Annotated in this window: 19 protein-coding genes; 2 read left to right on the forward strand and 17 right to left on the reverse strand. The window is 36.5% G+C overall.

Annotated elements, in window-relative coordinates; genetic code table 11:
• The first annotated feature begins 19 nt into the window (after positions 1-19).
• Entirely contained in the window at positions 20-1,969 is a 1,950-nt protein-coding gene (locus EKM79_RS03655; RefSeq protein ID WP_125565998.1) for an ABC transporter ATP-binding protein/permease, read from the forward strand.
• Between the two features lie 153 nt (positions 1,970-2,122).
• A complete protein-coding gene (locus EKM79_RS03660; RefSeq protein ID WP_164505991.1) occupies positions 2,123-3,496 on the forward strand; it encodes a zinc ribbon domain-containing protein in 1,374 nt (457 codons plus the stop codon).
• Between the two features lie 639 nt (positions 3,497-4,135).
• On the opposite strand, the gene EKM79_RS03665 is transcribed toward EKM79_RS03660, so the two are convergent.
• From EKM79_RS03665 to EKM79_RS03745, 17 genes are all read right to left on the reverse strand, one after another.
• Complete coding sequence (locus EKM79_RS03665; protein ID WP_211331265.1) at positions 4,136-6,058, reverse strand: hypothetical protein; 1,923 nt, start codon at positions 6,056-6,058, stop codon at positions 4,136-4,138.
• A 157-nt stretch (positions 6,059-6,215) separates the two neighbouring features.
• Positions 6,216-6,965, reverse strand: coding sequence for a glycerophosphodiester phosphodiesterase family protein (locus EKM79_RS03670; RefSeq protein ID WP_125566004.1), 750 nt, complete (start codon positions 6,963-6,965; stop codon positions 6,216-6,218).
• Positions 6,966-7,097: 132 nt separating this feature from the next.
• Positions 7,098-8,252, reverse strand: a complete 1,155-nt coding sequence (gene nagA / locus EKM79_RS03675; protein WP_125566005.1) for an N-acetylglucosamine-6-phosphate deacetylase — start codon at positions 8,250-8,252, stop codon at positions 7,098-7,100.
• Between the two features lie 186 nt (positions 8,253-8,438).
• Positions 8,439-9,515, reverse strand: coding sequence for an acyltransferase family protein (locus EKM79_RS03680; protein ID WP_125566007.1), 1,077 nt, complete (start codon positions 9,513-9,515; stop codon positions 8,439-8,441).
• An 11-nt stretch (positions 9,516-9,526) separates the two neighbouring features.
• Positions 9,527-10,483, reverse strand: a complete 957-nt coding sequence (locus EKM79_RS03685) for an LCP family protein (RefSeq protein ID WP_125566009.1) — start codon at positions 10,481-10,483, stop codon at positions 9,527-9,529.
• Positions 10,484-10,489: 6 nt separating this feature from the next.
• Positions 10,490-11,914: an oligosaccharide flippase family protein gene (locus tag EKM79_RS03690; protein WP_125566011.1), complete on the reverse strand. Its 1,425-nt coding sequence runs from the start codon at positions 11,912-11,914 to the stop codon at positions 10,490-10,492.
• Positions 11,911-13,029: a UDP-galactopyranose mutase gene (gene glf, locus EKM79_RS03695; RefSeq protein ID WP_125566013.1), complete on the reverse strand. Its 1,119-nt coding sequence runs from the start codon at positions 13,027-13,029 to the stop codon at positions 11,911-11,913. Before glf ends, EKM79_RS03690 begins: the two co-directional genes overlap by 4 nt.
• A gap of 19 nt (positions 13,030-13,048) precedes the next feature.
• On the reverse strand, positions 13,049-13,987 hold the full coding sequence (locus EKM79_RS03700) for a capsular polysaccharide synthesis protein (RefSeq protein ID WP_164505993.1): 939 nt from the start codon (positions 13,985-13,987) through the stop codon (positions 13,049-13,051).
• Between the two features lie 13 nt (positions 13,988-14,000).
• Positions 14,001-14,897, reverse strand: a complete 897-nt coding sequence (locus EKM79_RS03705; RefSeq protein ID WP_125566017.1) for a glycosyltransferase family 2 protein — start codon at positions 14,895-14,897, stop codon at positions 14,001-14,003.
• A 16-nt stretch (positions 14,898-14,913) separates the two neighbouring features.
• A complete protein-coding gene (locus EKM79_RS03710; protein WP_125566019.1) occupies positions 14,914-15,915 on the reverse strand; it encodes a glycosyltransferase family 2 protein in 1,002 nt (333 codons plus the stop codon).
• Positions 15,916-15,919: 4 nt separating this feature from the next.
• A complete protein-coding gene (locus tag EKM79_RS03715; protein ID WP_125566021.1) occupies positions 15,920-16,990 on the reverse strand; it encodes a glycosyltransferase in 1,071 nt (356 codons plus the stop codon).
• Complete coding sequence (locus EKM79_RS03720; protein WP_125566023.1) at positions 16,987-18,066, reverse strand: glycosyltransferase; 1,080 nt, start codon at positions 18,064-18,066, stop codon at positions 16,987-16,989. The genes EKM79_RS03715 and EKM79_RS03720 overlap by 4 nt, the downstream gene beginning before the upstream one ends.
• Positions 18,067-18,078: 12 nt before the next feature.
• On the reverse strand, positions 18,079-18,732 hold the full coding sequence (locus EKM79_RS03725; RefSeq protein WP_125566034.1) for a sugar transferase: 654 nt from the start codon (positions 18,730-18,732) through the stop codon (positions 18,079-18,081).
• Positions 18,733-18,778: 46 nt separating this feature from the next.
• Entirely contained in the window at positions 18,779-19,516 is a 738-nt protein-coding gene (locus EKM79_RS03730; protein ID WP_125566024.1) for a CpsD/CapB family tyrosine-protein kinase, read from the reverse strand.
• Entirely contained in the window at positions 19,503-20,279 is a 777-nt protein-coding gene (locus EKM79_RS03735; protein WP_125566026.1) for a YveK family protein, read from the reverse strand. Before EKM79_RS03735 ends, EKM79_RS03730 begins: the two co-directional genes overlap by 14 nt.
• A 170-nt stretch (positions 20,280-20,449) precedes the next feature.
• Positions 20,450-21,508: an EpsG family protein gene (locus EKM79_RS03740; RefSeq protein ID WP_125566028.1), complete on the reverse strand. Its 1,059-nt coding sequence runs from the start codon at positions 21,506-21,508 to the stop codon at positions 20,450-20,452.
• 73 nt (positions 21,509-21,581) lie between these two features.
• The gene (locus EKM79_RS03745) at positions 21,582-22,631 is read right to left on the reverse strand and encodes an acyltransferase (protein WP_125566030.1); all 1,050 of its coding nucleotides are present in this window, start codon (positions 22,629-22,631) and stop codon (positions 21,582-21,584) included.
• Positions 22,632-22,769 lie beyond the last annotated feature (138 nt).

Here is a 22,769-nt window from a genome sequence, read left to right on the forward strand (position 1 = left end):
ATAGGATTGGAGAATATTCATGAGTCTTCTAGAATTAAAAGACGTTCGAAAATCATTCTCATTGGGTAAGAAAGAATTTCCTGTCTTAAAGGGTATTAATTTAGAATTGGATCGAGGCGAGTTCGTTTCAATTCTTGGAGAATCAGGTGGTGGTAAAACCACCTTGCTGAATACAATTGGCGGATTGGATTCACAATTTAAAGGTGATATTTTTGTTGACGGTAAGTCATTAAAAAAAGGATCAGATAAAGCATTAGACAACTATCGTAGCCATACGGTCGGATTTGTTTTCCAAAGTTTCCATCTGATCAGTCATTTGACCATCTTAGAAAACGTCTTAGTTCCACTAGAGATGTCATCTCTAAAAAAGGCAGATAGAATTAAACGTGCTAAGAGTCTACTTGAAAAAGTCGGTTTAACTGAACACATCGACAAGCATCCCAATCAACTATCTGGTGGTCAAAAACAACGTGTCGCGATTGCTCGTGCGTTAGCGAATGATCCCGAAATAATTATTGCGGACGAACCCACTGGAGCGTTGGATGCTCAAAATACACAAGAAGTTTTAAAGATTCTAGACGATATTGCCAAAGAAGGCAAACTAGTTATTGCAGTAACGCATTCACAACAAGTAGCCGATTTTGGTACTCGTGTAGTTCACCTTGCTGACGGTGTGATAGATTCCGACCAGCAATTACGACCTAGTTATCCTCCAATTGAGGATAACGACTCTGACAAAAAAATAACTCATTTGAGTTTTGGTAATACATTCCGATTAGCCTGGGAGCACATGCTCTATACCAAGGGAAGGAATATTTTGATAATCCTTGGAGCGGCTATCGGTATTTTCTCAGTTATCTTCATGCTAGGATTAGGTTCCGGTGTAACTGGTTATATTAATGATCAAATGCAATCGCAAGTTAACCCTAATGCCATTCAAATCACTAAGAATCTAACACCGAGTCAGAATCGAGCCGGTGATACTAGCTCGATCAATATTACTAAGTCCGATATGAAGACATTCCATGATCTTAAGCATGTTAAAAAAGTCGAACAAGCTTACTTCGCTCAATCTCCAAAAATAAACTATAATAAGCAAAACGCATCTATCCAGTACTTCCAAACTTGGAATGCAACAGAAAAAACTGGAGATATTACTAAAGGTACAAAACCCGGTAATGGAGAAGTAATTCTTCTCAAGTCTGATGCTCAAAAGCTTAACAAAAAGAATTATAAAAATCTGGTCGGTAAAACCGTCAAAATGTATATCACTACACTTGACGACAACAAACAACCTGCACAAGTTGCTATTAACTTAAAAGTATCTGGTATTATCAAATCTGGATCTTCAGCTATTACTCTTGATACTTTAAAAAACGCTGCTTCCAAATCCAATGTAACTATCAAACCTAATTTTGTAACTCTAACGGTTGATAATACGAAGAATGTTAAAGCAGTCCAACAACAAGTCAAATCATATAAAATTACCGACAAAGGCAAACAACACAACAAATATATGATTACTGGTGTTGGTGCAATCATTGACCAATTGAACACTTACATTAACTTAGCCTTTTATGTACTAGCTGGTGTTGCAGGTATTTCATTAATTGTTTCGGCAATCATGATTATCGTTGTACTTTACATCAGTGTTTCTGAACGTACTCAAGAAATCGGTATTTTACGTGCTATTGGTGCCAGGAAAAAAGATATTAGAAATATGTTCATTTCCGAATCATTCTTGATTGGATTAGTTTCTGGTGGTTTTGCAGTACTACTCGCCTATTTAGTTCAATTGGCTGTCAATCACGCTACTCAAAATGCCTTTAAGGCAACAATCATCTCTATTTCACCAGGCAATGCAATATTTGGAATTGTCATCAGCATCATCATTAGTCTCCTAGCGGCTCTTGCTCCTTCAAGACGTGCTGCTAAACTAGATCCAAGAGATTCATTAACTGATGAATAATAACTTATAACCCAAAATCTCAGCGAAAGCTGGGATTTTTTTGTATAATGAAGTTTCGATATGTGAAAGTTTCATGAACTTTCATACCAACATCTTTATACGAGTTTATTTATCTTGTATACTAAAGTCTGTTAATACAATGGAGGAATGAGAATGTTTTGTCCAAATTGCGGCCACAAAGTTGACCCATCACAAAAATTCTGTGACAACTGTGGCTATGATCTAACTTCAATTAAGAATAAACGTAACGAAGAAAAACAAGCAGCATCAAAAAAAGACGATGACACTATCAAGTCATTATCAGATATTGAAGCAGAGCTAAACGATTCAGAACCTACAAAATCAGAACCAGTTCAAGCAAAACCAAAATATCAACAGGCACCAGCTCAACAACGTGAATATAATTCCATAAAACCAGCTTCAGAAGTGGAACATAAGACTGTTACTGAACATAAATCAGAAAAGCCTAGCTATGATTCAGTTCGTACCTTTGATAGTACAAAGAAGGTTCCTGAGCAGGCACTTGATGATCGTACTGTTGCATACGACAAGTATGCCTTCAGACAAGCAGCAGCTAAGAAAACTTACTCAACACCAAGGACATCCAATCCAAATAATGCATCACAGCATGAATCTGACGCTTTGAACTCTACTCAAGACTTTAAAAATCGCCTCTTTAAAAATGGTGAAGATCCTTTTAAACCAACTAAGAGTGAACTCAAGAAAATGCGAGAAAAGAAAAAGCTCGAAGAAGCTGCAGCGGATACCAATGATGGCTTGATTCATAACATGGGAAAATTTGCTAAGAATAATGTTTATCTCGGTATATTTGCAGTAATCATCGTCGCAATATTATTAGTAGTCAAAAGAAATTATGGCTTCATCGCACTAGCCATCGTACTACTTCTTTGGTTCCTCGCTTCTCAAGTTAGCCATGGTAATGAAATGAGTGCTAACAAGAAACTTAAAAGAGAAAATAGCCATAGCGGAACCTCTAATGATCAGCCTCAACAATACCAGGCAGAGCCTAAAAAAATTAAAAAGCAAAAAGTAACTGACTCTTCTCACGGGAAGAACGCTCGTCAAAAAATAATCATCGCATCATCAATTGTGGGCTTCGTAGCTTCTGTTGGTGGTCCATTTATCAATGGTGTTTCACTATCAAGTACTATTGCATCTGCGGCTAATTACACGGCTAATTTGGGATATCAATACAATACACTAATAGTTAACTTATCTTCAGCAATTCGTTTGATTTGTTTCCTATCACCTGTTATTGCATTGATTGCTGCTTGTTTCAGAAACCGTGGAACTATCAGAATGTTAAGATTATTTACCGTTTTACCAACTGTTATTTATGTTCTTGTCTTCGGAATCTTCTATTCCGGTGCCGTTAATTCTTCTGTCATAACTGGTCAAACAGCTGTAGGAGGAGCACAATTCGGCGGTAGCTTCTATGTTTTATTAGCAACTTCAGTAATTTCACTAATAATGGCATATTCACTACATCCAAGAATTAAAGCATAATATACATTAAGTACAATCCTTGAGCTGTCCGCATTTTGGACAGCTTTTTTACTTGCAATCAACGGCTACCCTGCTATAATTTGTCTTAAGAAAATCAAATATGTTTAAACATATTTGATTTTCGGAAACTTATTTCTTTTACATAATAAAGAATGAGTTTGCATCTTCCAATTCCTCACCGGTCTAAAAAAACCGAAGTTGCGGTAGATGTATCGGAGCACCACAATGAATGGGATGAAACAAGGGGGTTGCCCCTTGTTTTTGAAATTTAAATATATATACGGGGATGAATAAGAATCAATACCATACAAGTTAAGGGTCCGTTCTTTTCAATCATCCGTAGAGCTGGCGGATCGATTGGAATGACGAATCTTTTGAATAGAAGCTGTAGTCATTTGATTGCCAGCCTAATCATTAAATAAACCCTCCCGAGATACACAATTTCGTTAAAAACTTCCAAAATAGGTGATAACTATGTTATATAACGCCTCTCTGATAATTTTAAGTTTCTTCTTGATGATAATTACAATAGGCTTGACCTACTTAGGAATTAAACACACACTTCGTAAGCAATAGTGTTTGCTTACACAAAAAGCCCGCAAACTATTTTTTAGTAGTCTGCGGGTTATTTGTTTGTCTTTAAATACTATTCTCAAACGACCAATTCAAGGTCGTACTATATGTCCCTGGAGTTAATCCTGCATCATGAATATGGAGCAATAACCCATTATTCTTATCCCATCCGATTGAATTAAGTGGTTCATTCTCTTTACTTTCAGTGACCTTTACCTTGTTACCCATAACTTCTGAATACTTACTATTCTCATAGAATCTCAAGCAACCTGATAGAGGCACACCATTGGAATTCTTAAACTCTTTTTCTTGGTTAACAAATACCTTAATGGGCTTCTTAATCCGACGTTGATCATCTACTGAAATAATATCATTTGGTTGATTTGTATCATCCGTTCGAGAAATCAGTTCATCCCTTGTGTAAGCCATAACTGATCCGTAGCTAATATCCCTGACACTTTTTTGTAGAACATTAGTTACATAATTCATAGTCTTTCTATTACCACGATAACGATATGAATTATCCTCTTCGTTCGAATAAACATATGGTTGAACGATCATCGTATCATTCATATAAACACCATCAACTCGAGTACGGACCTTCAAATCTATTTTATCCCCAGCTAAACAATTCAAATTAGTAATGGATAATACCGTTGATTGTCCGCCAAAATAATTAATGACCTCATACTGACTTTCATCAATGGCTTCACCGTTAACTACTACACTATCTACTTCAGTGTCACCATAAATTGGTAAAGTATAAGTACCGTTCCTTAAGTCACCACCTTCAGAGTCCAACTTAATCTCATCATGATAAGACACAATATCACCATTAGCGATATCATTCAGAATGTCATCGGTATTATTATTATTAAATGTTTCATTCATAACCGAATTATTAAGCGTTATATCCGGTTTATCAGCTGGTAAAACATTTAGTTTTGCCTTATTAGTAATATACTCGTAAGTTTCTCTTCCGAATCGAGTGTTTATTTCCATCCAATATAAATCATTATCATTCTTCATTCTTGGTTCATGAACCTTATACGACAGTTCACGCTTACCACCTTCAACCAGCTCTCTTTTGTGTGTTCCAGCTGGTTGCCTGTACCACCTTACAGAATAATCGTTATCCTTAGAATACCACTGACCAATGTGACCCTGCATTTCGAATTGAGTAGATTCACCGGACTTCACCATTTTATCCTCAAGACCACCACCAATTGTCACGTCCGTACTACCCGAGACGACGCTTCCGTCAGCATTAATAATGGTTGCAATTACCTTCACTACTCCTGACATACCACGACTGTTAGCACGTAAAATACCGGTTTCCTTATCTATATAAGCCAATTGTCCGTCATCAACTGACCAAACAATGTCTTCTGTATAATCTTCAGGTGTTACCTTTGCCGTAGCGACGGTTGAATTAATAGCAATCTCACTAGGATTATTGTATAGATAGTTATCGTTAACCGATACTTCGATCTTTTCAGCATTTTTATCCTTATCCTTAATATAAACCGTTGCTACTTGGGACCAAATCTCAGCAATTGAATATCCTAATCCACCAAAATTATGCCAGTTAACACTTTGTTGTAAGTGCACTTCACCAGCCTTTTTAGTGGAGATATAAAGATCTTCCTTGTTACCACCATCATTCTTCGGAACTTCAGTCCAATTCTTCCCTTTATCAGTGGATTTGTACCACTGATACTTCGGAGAAGCAAATGGTGACACAGCCATTCCTAAAGTTGACCTACCGGAATTTGTAACTAAATGCAAATTGTGACCAACAACAGTATAAGTTGTCGCAGCTGGTTGTAAAGAATAACCTCGGTTCAACCAAATACCTAAGAACTTCTTAACGTCTTCTGATGGTTCTTCTTTCGGCTTAACGTCCATATTAACGCTTTGGGCTGCTTCAATAACTTGTATATTTTTATTTATCATCTCCCCAATAGTGATGAATATCGATAACATCATCAGGGTATATAGCACTCTCTTCATGAAAGTAATATTCCTCATTCTTTTAAATTATTTATCAGATACAAAAATACTTTTAAAATTCTTTGTAAACAAAAAGTAGCCCGCCGAAAATGAATTCAGCGTGCTACTTTTTCTATTTATAAGTTTTTAATTTCTATTTGTCTTCAACCAAAAATTGCATTCGATCTGCAATGTTAGTAAATATACCATCTACGCCCCAAGAAAACAACTCTTGAGCTCGATTTATATCATCGACCGTCCAAACGTTGATCTGATAACCATAATCTTTCATTTTTTTAACCTTGGCTTCAGTCAAACCACGACTATCTGGATGAATATATTTAGCATGGCAAGCTTGCATATACAAATTCCAATCTTCACCCATTCCAAATACATCAAATAACATTGCGTAATCAAGATTTGGTCTCAATTCATGCATCTTCATCAACATGATCGGATTAAAACTAGAAATAATCAGTTGAACATCTGGATCTAAACGATCGGTTGCTTCCGCAAATTGAGATACTAAGCTATTTGCCAGATGATCGGCATCGTCCCCAACAACACCTTTCAACTCAATATTGGCATTTAACTTATGAATATTTAAGAAATCTATCAATTGATCCAATGTGGGGATTTTTTCCCCACGAAACTTCTCGGCAAACCATGAACCAGCATCAGCTTGTTCAACTAATGAGCTATCTAAAGTTTCAATTGAGCCATCCTCATTAGTAGTCCTATTCAATTTGTCATCATGGATAACAAAAACCTTTTCGTCTTTTGTGATGCTTAGGTCTGTCTCGATCCAATCAATGCCACAGTCAATCACTGTGTTAAACCCAGCCATAGTATTCTCAGGTGCTAAGGTTGGTATTCCTCTATGAGCAAGTACTTTCTTCGACATTATATCCTAATCCTCCAAGGGAAATTATAGAACTACTTAGTTGTAATTTCACTATATTAAAACATGATAGAAAAAAGAGAGCGGGGCAAAACATGTTCAGCTTTGTCCCAGACTCTCTCGATTCCAATTTGATTAAGCTTGATAACGTGATTCACCATCAAGGTATGTTTCTTCTAGACTCATATCATCGTTCAATACGATAAAGTCAGCATCACGTCCTGGCAAAATTGCACCACATTCATCATCAATGTGTGTACTCTTTGCAGGTACGTAACTACCCATTGTGATAGCTTCTTCTTCTGTAGCAACTTCCCAATCAACAACATTCTTAATAGCATCCTTCAATAGTAAGATACTACCAGCCAAACTATGTGGTTCTTGTTGTAATCTAACTTGTCCATTACCAACAGTAACAGGGAATTCACCCAATACATAATCACCATCTGGCATTAGTCCAGCACTCATACAGTCAGTGATCAAAGCAACGTGTTCTGGAGTCTTCTTATCAACTAAGATTCTTGCTGCATATGGACTAACATGATGACCATCACAGATCAATTCATCATCAACAAGATTCATTGACATAGCAGCACCAACCATACCAGGAGCACGGTGGCTCAAACCACTCATACCATTGTATGTATGTGTAAATCCTGTAGCACCAGCTTCAACACAGGCCTTTGCTTGTTCAAATGTAGCATCACTGTGACCTAGAGCAACAGTAACACCAGTAGAAGCAACAGCCTTAGTGAATTCAACTGAACCCTTACGTTCTGGGGCAATAGAAATCTTCTTGATCATACCCTTAGCTGATTCTTGCCATTCTGTAAATTCTTCAACACTAGGATCTCTGAAATACTTAGGATTTTGAGCACCCTTATGCTTCTCTGTATAGAAAGGTCCTTCAAAATGGATACCTTGAATCTTAGCACCTGTACCTTCACCCTTGTGATCACCAATTGTCTTACAAATATCGTTCAATTGATCATGTGAAGCTGTAAGTGTTGTTGGTAGCCATGAAGTAACACCGGCCTTCAACAATCCTTCAGACATTTCATTTAATTCTTTCCAGCTGTTGTTCATAACATCATCGCCAACTAGACCATGAATATGTGTATCAACTAGTCCAGGAGCGATGTACTTATCAGAATAATCAACGATCTTACCTTCTGGCTTGTCATCTTCTGTAAAGAAGTCTCCAAACTTACCATCAGTAACTTCTAGATAACCACCATTCTCAGTAGTGTTTTGTAAAAAGAATTTCTTAGCATGAATATAATATGTCATTTTCAATCCTCCAAAAGTATATCAAAACAAGTTATGTTTGCATGATTCATTATACCAGTAATCAGTGGTCTATACCACAACAAAATGTAATTCTTTCTTAGTCTTACAAAAAACATCTTCTCTCAATTAAAGAGAAGATGCAATGTTGACAAAGTAATTATCTATACAAATTGCTTAACTTGTTAATCAAATACTTTGAAAGTGATGTCTTTTTATCGGATACGTTCGCGGCATAAACAGACTCCGAATAATCGGTATGAATCTTACTAACCACGTCATTCCTATTGCAAAGAAAATTCTATATAGCATCCCTACCAAAACTGGAATGCCATGCGGTACTTTGCCTGATAGTCCAAAGATAATATCACTGTATATCTTCAGACAATCTAAGTCTAATAGATGGAAGCACAGTACTGTTAAAGATTGTGCACCGATGAATAGTAGCAAATTTCTAGTTTTAACTAATCCATGTAATTCCAAATACTTATTTATTTCTATTGATAATTTGATGATACATAGACTAGCAGATATTGCTCCAACAACTGCCATCAACTCATTAGGTGCTTTAGCTGAAGCCATATAAAACGTTCCTAAAGTGGCTACAAACAACCAAGCAGCTAATAAAAGTAAATAATAAGCATTTTTTAATTCCGACAGTATATCCTTGTTCTTCATTAAATATCCAAAGAACAAAAATATTTGTGCTATTAATGCTGAGTTGATCGAAAACGGTAATGTGTAAAAATGTGCAATCATGAATCCCGAACTAGTCAATAATACTGCTGATATGCCTTGCCAAAGCAATCGATAATTACGAAAATTAATTCTCATTACCAAATTAAAAATCTGATTGGCAATAAACATTGCGAGTAAGAACCAAATTGCATTGACGACTGGAAAGCTTTGGAATTTCATCCCATAACCATACAGAGTCGCCACCATTAGTGACTGAAAACTGTGCAGATTGATCGTAAAAATGCCATTTCCTATGTGGTGCTGGATATTAAACAATACTACTAATTTAATTACATTAACCGCTAGATACGGTATCAACAAAAACTTAATATCATTTATTAATAGCTTCTTGTAATCCTTACTGTGATACAAATAGCCGCTCAATACAAAGAACACTGGCAAACTATAAAGATAAATGACATTGTACAAATAAGTTCCATTTAAACCAGCCATCGTATGGCCAATAATGACTGATATTATTGCGATGCACCTGGCAATATCGATCCAATCAATTCGTTTCTTTGCCATTTAATTCACCGCTAATATTGAATATTTCCAGTTTTTTCAGATTTTAATTCCAAGCCTCCACGGACGAAATCACTCACACGTTGTAATTCAGCTTTGCTAACAACTTCGAAGGATTGTCCATCAATAGTCTTAGTTGTTCCAGAAATATGAGTATCATCGATCTTTTCAGTGAAGTGCTTGTAGTTCTTAATGATAGTCATCAAGTTATCAAAGGTCATATTTGTTTGTACTTCACTGCTTAGAGTCTTGATAAAGCTGCGACTCATTAATGCTCTGAGTGATGTGCACTTGTGCATAACAGCTGCTAACATGGCTCCTTGGCGAGATTCATGTGCTAAATATCCTGAAGCACTTGAACTTGTTTCTTTTGAATATGCTAAAGCCTTTGCACCATTCATATGTGTCTTAACACCTTGTTCAAAACTATATCCATCACTACTGAAGCTGCTTGTTGGTGTAATATCAACACCACCAACTTCATTGATTACCTTTTCCATACCAGTGATATTGATAAGAGCATAGTAATCAACTGGAACATTCAATAATTTTCTAACGGTTGTAATACTTGACTTTGCTTGACCATGTTCATAAGCTTCGCTGATTGCTGATGGTGATTTATCATAGCCAGGAATCTTAACAGCCAAGTCATGAGGAATACTTGTAATAGTAGTTTTCTCTGACTTTGGATCAATAGTCAATAGCATCATAGTGTCCGTTCTACCTGAATATGAACGAGAAAAGTCAGTCGTATTTGTTCCCATTAACAAAATTGAAATTGGTTTCTTAGCTTTTAATAAGGCATTTGTGTCTCGACTGCCAGCTACTTCAACTGGGTCAAATGAACTATTCACCGCACTTTTTACATCACGATAACGTGACAATCCTAAGCCCAAGCCGCCGACTAACACAAAGGCTAATAACGATAATAAAACATTTCTCAAAATATGCTTTTTGTTATAACGTTTCATATTTATCTACTTCTTTCTATTGTGAATCAACGACTTTGCCTCATCGATGATCTTTGTTTTAAATAGAATCAACAATACTGTGTAAAAAACCATACCTACGAATACTTCTAGTATCAGCATCTTCCACGATATCGGTAAGATACGATCGAGTTCAAAGACCACTTCAAACATCAAGACTCCTGAAACTATATATTTGGTCCAGTCTTTGAACAACTCACGATAATCTATCTGCTTTCTAATAGAAAATAACTGATACGCAGTAATAGAAAACTCTGACAAGACAGTCGCAATCGTGGCTCCGACAGCTCCCCATTTGATGATCAATGGGATATTAAAAATAATATTTACTACTGCACCGATCACGACGGAGATAGTGTACGATCTCATCTGCTTAGTAGGAATCAAATATTGGATTCCCAACACATTGCTCCAAGCAATCAGAATGATTACAACTGACTCGATTATCATGATGGGGATGACTGCCAAGAACCGCTTAGTGAAGAACAAAGTGACGAATTTAGCAGTCACAGCCATCAATCCAAGAGCAATTGGTATTGCAATCGCACTAACAAATCTAAAACTCTGATACAAGTAATGTCGTGTCTTTTCTACTTCACCTTTTGCGAAGGCATTAGCTACATGGGGCAACATAACTGTTCCGGTAGCTGTGACGATAGCTAGAGCCATTTTGACCATTTTGTCAGACTGATCAAAATATCCGGTTGATTGCACTGACACCATTACCCCTAACATCGTCTTATTCAAAACACCGTATATTTGCATTGCGACTTGCGGCAAAAACAATATCAACGACGGTTTTAAATGCCGCCAAATTGATAAGTTGTGTAAATCTACCTTAACTAAGTATCTCTTCAAACTTGGGAATAAAGTTAAATTGCCAAGTAACAATGACATCGACAAGATGAAGATGTAGATTCCCAAATCTGAATATGATTTAACAAAAGTAAAAATACTGATCAAAGTTAAAATCTTGATTACGAAGTTTCTTATCACTGTCACATAAAAGTTCTCCATTCCCATAAAGAACCAGGAAATATCGAATGCTGCAGCAATCAATGAAACAGATTGTGCTAAGTAATACGTTTGATATTGACCGCTAAGAACCAGAAATACCCCAAAAGCCGCATAAGCTAAAATAATTGTAATTATTCGCATGAAGAATATTTCATAGAACGTTTGTGTCATTTGTTGCCTATCGCTTCTTACAAAAGCAATCTGGCGGTTACCATACAAATCAACACCAATGCTTCCAAACACGATAAAGTATTGAATAACCGAATTGGTATATGAGTTAATTCCAACACCGGTGGGTCCAAGGACTCTGGCAAGATATGGTGTTGTAACGAGTGGAACTAATAAAATAAAAACTTGGTAGAAGGCATTGTACAAATAATTCTTAACAACTTTCATCGATCGAATTCATGTGCAACCAACTCAAGTGCAGCCATAATCGTCTGATCCATATCATAGTACCGATACAGACCCAGACGGCCGCCGAACAAAACATCGGGACATGTCTTCCTAGCCAAATTTAAATATCGCGCATAAAGCTGTTTATTTACTGAATCATTTACTGGGTAGTACGGTTCATCCCCACGTTCCCATTTTTTAGGATACTCGCGAGTAATGACCGTCTTATTCTTATTCCCAGAACCAAATTCAAAATGTTTATGCTCAATAATACGGGTAAACGGTGTTTCAGCATCTGTGTAATTAACGACCGCATTGCCCTGAAAGTTATCAATATCTTGAACTTCAGTTTCAAACTTCAAACTTCGATAAGATAATTCTCCTAATTCGTAGTTGAAAAACTGATCGATCATACCGGTAAAAACCACTTTTTGATAATCCTTCAAATACTCGTCTCGATATTTAAAAAAGTCTGTTTCAGTTTTAACTTCAATTAACTTATTATCCAAAAGTTGCTCGATTATTTGGGTATAACCACCAATTGGTATACCTTGATACGGATCATTAAAATAATTATTGTCATAAGTAAATCTAACTGGGATCCTGCGAATAATAAACGCTGGTAAGTCAGTCGCTTTCGCACCCCACTGCTTCTCGGTATAACCCTTGATCAATTTGTTATAGACATCAGTTCCGACTAAAGATTCTGCTTGTTCCTCCAAGTTTTTAGGAGGTTTTAACAAATTTAGCTCTGAACGTTGTTCTTCAATCTTGGCTTTTGCTTGCGCTGGAGTTATCACCCCCCAAAGTTTGTTAAAAGTATTCATGTTAAAGGGCAAGTTATAGATTTCGCCATGATAATTTGCAATCGGTGAATTAATGTAATTATTAAATTGCGCAAATTGATTAACGTAATCCCAAGTCTTTTTAGAACGTGTATGAAAAATATGTGCGCCATACACATGGACTTGAATACCTTCAATTGGTTTAGTATAAATATTTCCACCAATGTGATCTCTCTTCTCAATAACTGTTACATGATTACCTCGTTTTGCTGCTTCATTAGCGAAGACGGCCCCAAACAAACCTGAACCAACAACTAAATATTCCATCAACTTCACCTTCGATTATTATTTATTCATATAAATAACTATAAAAAGTTCTATCTTGATCAACAGTACGACTGCGATATGAAACTTTGTTAGAGAGTTTGAATACACTGGTATTTCTAGTCATTTTATCCAAAACACGTTCATCAAACTTAGAATTCATCAACGGTGCCAATTCTTCACAATTAATATTGTTAGACGGCACTCTTTCTAACTTTTCTCTGAATCCACCAATATCGTTCCTATAAGCGATATCGAATAAGTAATCCGTTAAGAAATAATCAGGCGTGGGGATATCATTCTCGATGTAATAAGTTAAGCAATCATCGATAAACTTGAATAACATCTGACCTGCTCGACCACCTATACAATAAATAACCCAGCGACCCTTAGGTACGAACTTACTACCAAAGCTCTTGATGCCCTTGATAGTAATTAGCGAATGATCCTCAAAGTTCAGCTGATTCAAGAAGTTATCAGGACCACCGATATAAATCGTGCTATCCAACCAAACACCACCATATTCGAAGAGAATCTTCATCCGAATATAATCTGAAAACAATTGATAACTCATCTTTTGATGGTTGACTTGATCTAACACATCTTCAGGAATATCAACAAAGTCTTCAATATTCTCCTGATTCAAAACGATGACCCGCTTATTCAAACGTTCTCTCATCCACATTAAGTTCCGCTGTACTAATGGTGGAATATCACTGACCTGCCACCACATGACCCAAACTATTTTGTTAGTCAAAACATGATCTGTCTTAATCAGCTCATCATGCCAAAAGGTTGTCGGCACATCTTGAATCGTCTGTTGTATTTTCTTTTCAACCAAATAATGATAAGGATCATAAACGAAACTAGGGAGAATCGATTTTTTCCCACCGGTTATTTTTTTTAATGCCGATTCAGACTTATAAATGCCTGTTAAATATAAATTCAAAAATGATTGTGACATCCAAATCATCCCTTTAATTCCTGTGTATATACGTAATCTTAGGATTGAAGAAGCGTCCTGAGAACATGCCATGAGTGATGACCTCAATCTTCTTGGCCCGCTTATGAACACCACGTCCACAAGCTACTCTGGCCAATTCCCAGCTCATACCAGCGTATGACTTCAATCGAGACTTGCCATGATGTTGCCGAGCTAAGAACATCCGATTGCGAAACGAATAAAAATATCGATCCAACCTATCGCTGTCATCACTGACTATATCTACACCTGTGTTCTGCTTCATCTTATGAATAACGATACTGTCAGGAACAAAGTATGAAGTATGCTTCTGACTAATCCGCGACGTATATTCCGCATCGTCACCCCAGATGAAGAATTCCTTATACGGTAATCCAACTTGCTGAATTATCTTGCGCGGTATCATCAACGATACAAACGACGCTGATTTAACAACTGGATAGAAGCCTCTACCACTAGCGCTCTTATTCCAATCAAGTGGATCGACCACAGGTATATTCATCAAAGCCGGACTGCCATCAGTCCAGCGAACATTACTAGCAAGAAAACCAATATCATAAATATTACGACTGGCTTCAAGCAACTTTTGAAGGGTATCTGTCTCTGGAATCGTGTCATCGTCCATCAACCACAATAATTCATCCGAATTACTATCAATGAATTCTTCCATACCTTGGTAGAATCCCGCTGATCCTCCCAGATTCTTAGACATGTGAACTACTTCAAAGTTTGGACGATTGATACTGTCTAAGAAACTTTTAGTACCATCAGTACTATGATTATCAATTACAATAACGTGATCAACTGGCACCGTTTGGAAGTCAATTGCTGCTAAACATTCTTTTAACAACTGCAATCGATTGTACGTAACCACTAATGCCGTAACTTTCATGAATATCACCACCCTACTAGTAATGCACCAGTTGCATTTTTAATATTGCCAAGTAATGAATGACCGGAAGCAAATTGAATCGTGACTTAATCAACCAACGCATCGGCAAGTTAATGTCTTTTTCCTCGAAGTAGTAATTGTTCTTTACCTTAGAATAGAAGTTGCTAAGCTCACGCTTAGTAGCTGAATTAATCGGAGCTAACGCAATTATCTTCAACTGTGTAGCAATCATTCGACTGAGTCGATTAATCATCAATTCACGTTGATCATCATTCAATCCATCCGAATGTTCACGAATGTATCCATTGACATGATCAACAACTAAACTATGTTGTTCTTGATTCTTTCGCATATTACTTATACTGATAGACTGTGATGCTTGATTTACTCGATAGTTGTATAGTGGCAAATTAACGAATTCAAAGGTCTTTACATATGGAATTGGATAGAGAATGTATTCAATATCGACATAGTAAGCATGTTCGTCAATCTGTATATCATTTTCTTGAAGTAATTTAGTTCTCAGTACGTAGGTATGCATACTAGGGACTGGATCGATTCCCTGTTCTTTTAAGTAATATTTTTTATTCCAACTAATATTACTTGGTTTGATTTCTTTTAAATGCTTATGTTTAGTCTTGTCATTAAATGCCCAAAATGGCGTTAGAAATAAATCGACATCTGTTCTTTTTAGAAGCTCAATAAAGTTGTCCAAGTTTTCTGAATCTAACCAATCATCTGCATCAACAACTTTAAAATAGCGGCCACGTGCATTCTTAATTCCCGTATTGATAGTTGAACCATGACCACCATTTTCTTTTGAAATCAGTCGAATTGAATTAGGATAAGTAGTCGCATATTTAGCGCCAATCTCTGCTGTTCGATCGGTCGAACCGTCATTTACGACCATAATATCCAATCGATCTAACTTTTTGCATTTAATTAATTGTTCCAAGACATTATCTAAGAACTTCTCAGCGTTATAGCTTGGGATCACAATTGATAATAATTTATCCATCGGCTTACCCCATTTCTTCTAAAATCTTAATCAAGTTTGAAAAGTAATTATCTGTATAAAATCTACTAATAGAATTCTGGATTTTATCGCTACTATAATGTTTGCGATTCTCGCTGATCTCAATACAATCATTCTTTAATTCGTTGATTCGTCCACTTTCATATAACAAACCGTTATCGTCAGTGATTTCGTCTTTTGGTCCAGTCGAAACATTGGCTGCCACGACCGGTACACCGTGTGACATTGCTTCTAGGATCGACATCGGCAATCCTTCATACGTTGACGTCAGAACAAACGCTGTTGCAGAATCTATCTTGCTCCAAGGATCGTGTTGCCATCCCTTAAAACTAACGAAGTCATTCAACTGCAATCCACTTACCAAACGTTTGAGACTGTCAATATCTGGTCCATCACCCCAAAGCTCTAGTCGTGCATGTGGAAGTTCTTGTTGAATCAACTCAAATCCACGAATCATCTCTTGCAGATTCTTCTGATGTTGATACTCCAAGCGGCCAACATAAATATACTTTGGATAAGTCGATGCTGGTATTTGACGATCACTCTTCTCAATCGGGTTAAAAACTGCGAATATCTTATTTTCAGGTATCTGCATATTGAGTAATTGCTTTTCAATCCCTGTTGATATTGCTAAATGATAGTCAGCTCTCTTAAAGTACTTACGATCACTTACAAACATCTTTGCCAGTGAAAAGTGAATCCAGTCTGTAATTCGATAGTGCTTATGAAATAATGTTCGAATCTTGTAACTTAGATTGATGTACTTAGGTGACAATACAATCACATTATCAGCTCGAGTAAATATCAGATAAAAGATAAGATTGATAACGCCAATGAATCGCATCGACTGATTATTACTAGGTCGTATCCCATAACGACAATTACCTTGATGGTTGAAGACATCACTACTACGATAAGCAAATGGCAGAATAAATCTGACTTGTAACGAGTCGATATTATGATTGGAAAAATAAGTATTCCATTTCCGAAGGACCGTTTCTGTTCCACCGATATATGGTGGATAAAAATATGGGACAACCACATCAATACGTTTCATACGGCAACCCCAGAAAGATATATTTTTTCAATGGAATCAACCATATCCATAACATCGTACTTTTTCATAAATAATTGATAGCTGGCTTCAGAATATTCTGTCTTATGTTCAATAACTTTTTTAAAAGACTCAATAAGCTGTGAATCATCATTCAGAATTTCATCTGTCAACAACACTCCATTGCCATTTACCAATTCTGTGTGTCCAATAACATTGGTAATGATCAATGGCATCTTCTCTGAGATAGCTTCAAGTACTGAGAATGGCTGTCCTTCATATCTTGAGGTAGAAACAAAGATATCTGACTTTTCCAAATAAGTATAAGGATTGGCACGGAAGCCAACGAATTGAATCTTCTTATTCAACTTCAATCGAACGACTTCAGCTCGACATTCATTGAGCATCGGACCATCACCTACCCACGTAAACGTGCTATCGGGTATGGCGGTAACAATTTTTTGAGCTATTTTAATGAATAACTGTGGATTCTTCTGAAAGTCACAACGGGCGACGTTAACGAAATCAATATTCGTATGAGAGGTTTTGTCATATTCATGGAATGGAACACCATTGTTGATGACAACGGATTGAGACTGTTTAACTATTTTATTGTCGATCGCATATGCTTCTTCATCAGCCGAAACATGAATGACCTTGGCAAAAAAACGACTCATAAACTTTTCGATTAGTTTCAACGCAAAATCCTTAACACGACCACGATCAACTTCTGAATAATAAGCATGTGGTGTGAAAACCACTGGCAATCCATCATGATAGCGCATCTTATAAATCACCATTACAATGCCAGCAATCGTACTGTGGGCGTGAACTAACTTAATATCCTGCTTAATAATCAACTTGTGTAAGCATTTGAGCATCGACAAGAACTTTAAGGGATGCCTCGGAAATGCTGAGAGTCGATCATCAATTCGATACTTACTCGGCACATCAGCACCACGTTTTGAACTAACTAAGGTAATCATTTCAACATTCTTACTGTTAGCGAATTGATTAAGGTAGTCAATCTGACGTTTAACTCCTCCACCATACGCTTCACAAATTTCTAAGACTTTCATGCCATCACCTCATTAATACGCCCCATTGGGCTTGAAAAATAAAGTAACCGTTCGAAGTAAAATTTTTAAATCAAACCAAAAATTACGGCGATTGATATATTCGATATCTAAACGAACCATTTGATTAAATCCCACATTGCTTCGTCCACTAACTTGCCATAATCCAGTACAGCCAGGCTTGACATCCAAACGTTGAAAATCAAAGTTTGTATATTTTTTTACTTCGTCTGGCAAAGGTGGACGTGGTCCTACCAAACTCATCTGTCCAAATACAACATTCAATAACTGCGGCAATTCGTCCAAGCTATACTTACGAATGAATCTTCCTACACGAGTTACTCTAGGATCATCCTTCATCTTGAACATTGCCCCTGATACTTCGTTTTTTTGAGCTAATTTAGAACGCTGTGCATCTGCATCAACACACATCGAACGAAACTTAAACATTTCAAACGGCTTACGACGCCTACCAATTCGGATTTGTTCGTAAAAGATCGGACCACCGGGATCATCCACCTTAATTGCAATAGCCACAATCAATAACACTGGTGACAAAATAATTAAACCAACCAAACTGGCAAAAAAATCAAAACTACGTTTGAAAATTCTGTAAGCATAGCGATGTTGCTGATAAACAACATCTACTGCTTTTTTCCAATATTCCATATGTAAGGCCCCTTTGAATTTCCCACATTCAAATGACCTGATACCCTTAGCTCTTATACGCTCCATAATATTCGCCACCATAATAGACCGACTTCTGAACCGTGACTCGATTCATAATGGCTCCGATAATATGAGCGTGAACTAATTCCAAAGATTCCCTAGCATGGCGTACACCCACCTTCATGGCGATTCCTTGTGGTACGACCATAACTACTCCATCAACTACTGTTGCTAAAACTTGCGTGTCAGTTACGGTATTAACTGGCGGTGCATCCAAGATCAACATGTCAAACTTCTCTTCAAGATCCTTAATCAATTGCTTGACTCGCATACTACCTAATAATTCAGCCGGATTAGGTGGAATCGGTCCGCTGGGAATTATGTAAAGATTCCTAACTAAGGCTGGTTGGATTATTTCTTCTAACTTGGCATTACCCAACAAATAATTAGATAATCCAACTTTGTTATCTAAGCCAAAAGTCTTATTGATCGTGGGGCGGCGCAGATCAGCATCAATTAAAACTACCTTCGAACCTTGATCCGCACATGTGACCGCAAAGTTGTTACTAACAGTAGATTTACCTTCTGATGGAGCTGAAGAAGTAAAAATAATCGATTTAATTTTTTTGTCCACTGCCGTAAATTGAATATTAGTGCGAATGGTACGAAACTGTTCTGCCACTACATCTTGAGGGTGATTATAAGTAATTAGATTAACGCCACGTTTTTGACTGGTCGAATCTAGTTTATTTTTTTCTTTCCAAACATAACTAAACCCTCCGATTCTTTAAGTTGGATCCACGAGTAACGGCACTTCTATCACTAGCTGATATTGGTTGAAATGTCTTCTTACTGATTTCATTAACTTGACCTAAGTTGACCCAACCCATATCTTCAGTTAGGAAGCTCTCGTTGATAACTGTCTTGTCAGTTGCTTCACGAATTAACGCCAGTCCCATTCCTAAAATCAAACCAACAATTAAGCCTCCAAGTAGGCTAAGTGTTTTTTTAGGACTATATGGTGTTTTGCTAGGTGAAGCCGTGGAAACAATCGAAACATTGTTAATGCTCATGATCTTGCCAACTTTTCTCTTAAACACTTCTGCCGTCATATTGGCAATAGCTGCAGCTGTATTCGCATCTGTTGACTTAGCAGTGACAGAAAATACTTGAGAATTCTGTTGGTTACTAATAGAAATAGACTTCTGTAACTCTGATTCTGATCCTGGATATCCAGGATAGGTCTGAACTTCTTGATTAACATCATCAAGAACTGTCGGACTGGTAATAATATCCTTGTAAGTACTGATCATCTGAACATCTGCTTGAACTTGCTGATACTGGGCCGCTTGCAATTCATCGGACATTTTACGGTTGACCAGAATTTCAGTCGTCGATTCATACTTGGGACTCAGGACAAAAAATGTGACGAATCCTGTCGCAAAAACAGTGATTAAAGTTGTAATAACAATCATTTTTATGTGCTTACGAAGTATGCCAAGGATTTCAATCATACTAGTCGTACTAGCCATTTGTTCTGATTTCACAGTCTTTCCTCCCATGCATAGTTTCACTGCAAGATACCAAGAAAATTTCGTTTCTCCTGTAGCTACGCCAAATCATAAACCATGTTTAAACAAATTTGATAGTATTAAGAATCGATATTACGTTTTGTCTAGTTCGTGAAACGACAAAAAAATAGCACTTAGACCGAAGTCTAAATGCTATTAATACTGTAAGGGATTATCTCCCCCAAATTGTTAAATAACTTGTAATAAAAGATTGTTAAACCAGCGAATATCACTATTGTCGTCAAGACAAGGTTAACCATTTTGTGACCCCGAAATTGCCTTGAAATGGCCATAACGGTTTGCGGTACAGCAACGATAGAATAAATGGCAAAGTAATCCGCCATTCTAATAATCAGCTGTGATCTCATACCGACAATATACAGAACTGCACCAATGGATGTCATAAAAATAGTAAATCCAGCTACTTTGTCATGCAAAATATCTGTCAGAAAAATTGCCGCACAAGCAATCGCCAATAAGAATATACCTAATATTAAAGTACCGCCACCTGATACCAATACCGCATCAGTGTACATTTGATAATGATCGAATATTTGCGAAAAATTATTAAGCAAACTAGCCAAAAAGAAATTAGATAATGCCGCAATAATTATCGCAATACCAAAAGTCAACTTCGACTTTTTAACAAACCAAATCAAAAATCCCACTATCGCAAAAATGGCTGTACTGTGGACACCAACTGCTAGTGTGAACATCAAAATCGACCAAACAAAACGATGTCGTGACAAAAGTGCCATTGACAACATTACCATTGACACGGCTAACATCTGACGTTGAATATTAAAGCTCTCAAAGTAAAAGTAAAATGTGATATAAACATAAATACTCAAAAACATAAGGTTCTCATCGCCAGAAAATATCTCAACTGACTTCAAAATACAAAAGACAGTTACTAATGACAATATAAATAGGAAGACATGATAATTTCCGTTGGTTAAATGATTGATTAAATTACTAACCGTCGAATAAACAATCGTGCCATTACCGTTGAAACCTGAATTCTGTGCTAAATAAAAGCTGACATACTGTGGAGTATCGGTTCCAACGATGCTTGAACGCAAACCCAGTAAAAGAGTCAGATGAATCAATATTAGCCAAAAGTAAGCTTGGCGGTCTTTGTAATAGCTATTAGTAAATAAACTATAAATTAAAAAAAATGCTAAATTAATCGAGTAAAAAATCATTGTTCTTACCCCACAAATATCTTTGTGAATAAGAATAACTCATTTGTTTAAACATTTCTATTTTTAAGTTCTATCATACTTTGAATAATCGCTTAATCATACTCGATAGAGAGACCGACATCCGATTAATACTATTCGCAAATAATAACTGGCGCATCCAATCAATTACTGTACAAATAATATAGATTACGACTGAATAAATCAGTCCCATTCCAATGGAACTCAACAAAGTCTTGTACTGATTGTTATTAACAAAAGTCCAAATAATTGGACTCAGCACTACATTGTCATGAATCAAATACACGCCTAATGTGGCAGAAGCAACTCTGTTGATAAATCGATTGCTTCCAATATTCCAGTTCTTTCCTAACAAAAATAACGATACTGACATTAAGACAACTGGAATCTTATTTTGAAAAATAAAGAATATTGCGTAGTCCATAAAGAACTGATTCGTACGTCCTAAAATATTCAAATCTGCAACTAATAATAAAGTAACGATCACTGAACCATAAAAGATCCAACGCAATGCTGCTTTACTAATGTGTATATCGTAAAGTTTGATATAGCCACCTAATAAATAAAGATATAAGAACCAGGCATAATCACTGTAACCAGCTAATTTCAAATTAGAAATTGTCGGAATAAATACCCAAATAAAAGTTAAGAATAGCAACAAAAATAAATGCATCTGCTTGGTAATATTGTGCATTGCCGCATTCATGAACGGTGACATACACAACATGAATATGAATGCATTGACGAACCAATATTCCAATGGGATTGGAAATAATAGATGAATAATATTCTTGTCATTGAAATATGGGCTACTACGTCCTAGAAAATAAAGTACTACTAAAACTAAATAAGAATAAAACAACGTTTCCAGTACGGTTCGATAAACACGCTCTAGTTTGAATGCTTTACTAACCAAAAAGTACGCACTGATCAGCACAAAAATATTAACTCCGACCTTACCAAATGATGTAACTAAGTTAAGACCCACCTTTTGCCAAGAAAAGGTTCCCTCATAAAAAGTTCCGTGAATTCCATAATGATGTAAAACTATCAAGAACATACTAATGATTCTCAATAGTTCAAAATTAGACTGTCTCTGTCTCATGTTAATCCTCCATGAACTTAATTATAAAAGTAAAAAAGCGACTCCGCAATTGTGTGCGAAGTGAAGTGCAAGACAAAAGTTAGACAAAATTAAATATTTAAGCTGCTAAAGCATGTTCCCGGTATTCTACTGGTGACA

The sequence above is a fragment of the Companilactobacillus insicii genome (assembly GCF_003946015.1).
Classification (GTDB): domain Bacteria; phylum Bacillota; class Bacilli; order Lactobacillales; family Lactobacillaceae; genus Companilactobacillus; species Companilactobacillus insicii.